The organism is Flavobacterium sp. (genome assembly GCF_004295795.1).
In the GTDB taxonomy this organism is placed as follows: Bacteria; Bacteroidota; Bacteroidia; order Flavobacteriales; family Flavobacteriaceae; genus Flavobacterium.
Window position 1 is genome coordinate 1 of the sequence record NZ_SEBR01000047.1, and the last position, 2,548, is coordinate 2,548.

Consider the following 2,548-nt stretch of genomic DNA (forward strand, 5'->3'; position numbering starts at 1 on the left):
GGAATGCGCTGCTTGAAAGGCTATATTTCTAATGAGATTTTTTTGATGCTCTAGGTTTTGGCGCAATTTCTTACGACCAAGGTTAAAGCGCAGTAGATTCTTTCTTTTCTTCGGAGATTTCTTTGCGATCTGAAAAAGTCTATTGCGCGCTTTACCTCGCCGATTTCGAGCTTCCGTTGCCGAGGTTAAAACATTGCCGAGACCCCTACCATGAAAGTTTCCTTCCGAATCAGCAAAAGCTTCGGTGTAACCTTTATCGACTCCTAGGCTAAGACTGCCGCAAGGCTTATACTTTTTGCGCTCGATAGTGTAATGCACCTCGACTTCGCCATCTACAAGAATGAGTCTTAAGCAGCCTTTAAGATCAATATTGGAATTGAGCGGTATAGAGAGTTTTTTTCCGCGCTCAAATGTTGGGATCTTGAGCCAAGTGTTCCCATCTTTTCCTTTAAACTGGGAGTACACGCCTGTTTCAAGGATGATTTGATTTTCAACCTTGGTCTTTCCATGACGTTTATACTGCCTCATCTTTCGGGAAAGGAATGGACATTTTTTCCAACCCTCACCTTTTAGTTTGGATAATAGTTCCTTTCGCTCAGCCTTATCAGATGTTCTTTTATATATGGCATCTCGAACCTGAACCTTCGCCGCTTCCTCATACATACTAATATCGTCGAGCACGTCTCTTAATGTCTCCTTCCAAGCTTTCGCTGGAAGAGGATTAAAGTCCCTAGTTTTGACCCAATCATTTCTCAGTTCACGAAAATTAATTCCAGAGCCATTTATAGAACCAAACTTTTGCCAGACTTCTTTTCTAAGCATTCCTAAAAGTCGAGCTTGTTCGGAAAGTTCATTGTATTTCTTTTGATTGAGATCGATAGATTTGACGATGCGCGTGACTTTACTCATTTGCACACCTCATCGGCAGCTGCTTTGAGCGACTCTACAATTTTTCTATTTTTGTGTGATCGAGATCCATAAAGTCTTGCACTGAAGACGGTGATAATTTCTAGGACATCTTTTGTCAGATCTTCTTCATAAGTTGAATCTTCAGAAGAATTAATCACGACAACTTCGCAGCCGACATGCTCACAAATAGAAAAAATCAGTTCCGATCCGAATCTTAAAAGTCTATCTTTGTGCGTTATAACGAGGCGCCCGATCTCTTGATTGCAAAGAGCCCGGATAAGAGTTTTCAAACCTTTTTTCTGATAGTTCATGCCCGAGCCAAGATCTGAGATGATCTCATGTTCCCAGCCATTAGCAGCGCAGAACATAGAAAGCATCTCAACTTGTCTTTTCAGATCGTCTTTTTGATCACTTGAACTGACTCTGGCATAAGCTATGGTAGGCTTTGCTTTTTGAACTAAGCGTCCGCTCGGAAGTTTTAGAAAATTACTGATTTCGTTTGGATCGAAAAGGCGATGTCCACCAGCAGAAAGAGAGAAGGTAATCTTGCCTTCTTTCGCCCAACGTCGAAGGGTATCAGGATGAACACCAAATCTTTTTGCAGCCTCCGAAAGACGAATCAGCATGTGCTTAAATCCTATGCATTTGACATACCAAATCTTTTTGCAGCCTCCGAAAGACGAATCAGCATGTGCTTAAATCCTATGCATTTGACATAGACTTATATATTTTTAACACACATTTGTCAAGCAGCATCTTACCCCATTGCGTGTCGATGGCGGTAAACTCATCGCCGAGAACATACGGGTTTTGACTCAACACATCCTCGATATGGGCCAGCATATCGTCGTAGGCCCCGAACGAGACGGAACTCGGCTGATATTCGACTTTAAGACCATGCAAAGCAAGGGCCGGATCAATCACAGAATCACAGTAGACCAGATTCGAGAGAAAACGGGCGCGAAGGGGATCGCCGGCTATCGGCGCTATCGCTTTGTTTGGGTATTTTTCGGTCAAATAAAGCGTAATCGCAGCCCGTTCGGTGATCACGATTCCATCGTCCACAAGAGCCGGTACTTTTTTGTGAGCTTGAATTTTTTTGTAATCATCAGGGACATGTCCACGAATGTCGACGAGCTTGACCTCATAAGGTTCACCGATTTCTTCGAGTAGCCAGTGAATGCTTGAGGCACGAGAATAAGGCGCAAGATAAAACTCTAACATTGGATAATTCCTTTGATTGGCCTGGTCATTCTGGTTGCTGAATAAAGGTGGGTCAATCGATAATTGCCGCCGCTTCTGGAATAAACTACAGTCACGACAGGAGGTTTTTGGTGAATATTTCAGTTACTATTATCGGAGCGGGCGCGCTTGGCAAAGCCCTGGCTTATAGCCTTTCCCAAATAAAGGCCTGTGATGTGCGGCTTTATTCGCGAACGGGGTTCGTGCACGAGCCGTTTGAAGTTATCGATCATGGTTTGCCGAAAAGCGTGCAGTTGAAAGATGAGGGACTTTCCGAGACTCACGTCTACTTTTTTACACCTAAAGCCTACGATCTTTCTCACGCTTTGGAAGAATGGCTTCCTCGTATCAAAAGTAGCGCTCGTGTCGTTCTCTTAAGCAATGGATATATCGAGCC

General features: G+C 43.6%; 4 protein-coding genes. 1 reads left to right on the forward strand and 3 read right to left on the reverse strand.

Translation table 11 applies throughout. The features are described from left to right. From EOO49_RS19255 to EOO49_RS19265, 3 genes are all read right to left on the reverse strand, one after another. On the reverse strand, positions 1 to 909 hold a 909-nt coding region (locus EOO49_RS19255; protein ID WP_290848762.1), incomplete at its 3' end, for a hypothetical protein. Then, the gene (locus EOO49_RS19260) at positions 906 to 1,535 is read right to left on the reverse strand and encodes an IS607 family transposase (protein WP_290848764.1); all 630 of its coding nucleotides are present in this window, start codon (positions 1,533 to 1,535) and stop codon (positions 906 to 908) included. The genes EOO49_RS19255 and EOO49_RS19260, both read right to left, overlap by 4 nt. 76 nt (positions 1,536 to 1,611) lie before the next feature. Then, positions 1,612 to 2,133, reverse strand: a complete 522-nt coding sequence (locus EOO49_RS19265) for a glutathione S-transferase family protein (RefSeq protein WP_290848766.1) — start codon at positions 2,131 to 2,133, stop codon at positions 1,612 to 1,614. Positions 2,134 to 2,180: 47 nt separating this feature from the next. On the opposite strand from EOO49_RS19265, the gene EOO49_RS19270 reads away from it, so the two are divergent. After that, the coding region (locus EOO49_RS19270; protein WP_290848768.1) for a 2-dehydropantoate 2-reductase N-terminal domain-containing protein at positions 2,181 to 2,548 on the forward strand (368 nt) is incomplete at its 3' end.

Excerpts from the sequence above, each read along its gene's own strand:
- EOO49_RS19260 (WP_290848764.1), bottom strand. The coding sequence starts at position 1,535 with ATGCTGATTCGTCTTTCGGAGGCTGCAAAAAGATTTGGTGTTCATCCT.
- EOO49_RS19265 (WP_290848766.1), bottom strand. The coding sequence starts at position 2,133 with ATGTTAGAGTTTTATCTTGCGCCTTATTCTCGTGCCTCAAGCATTCAC.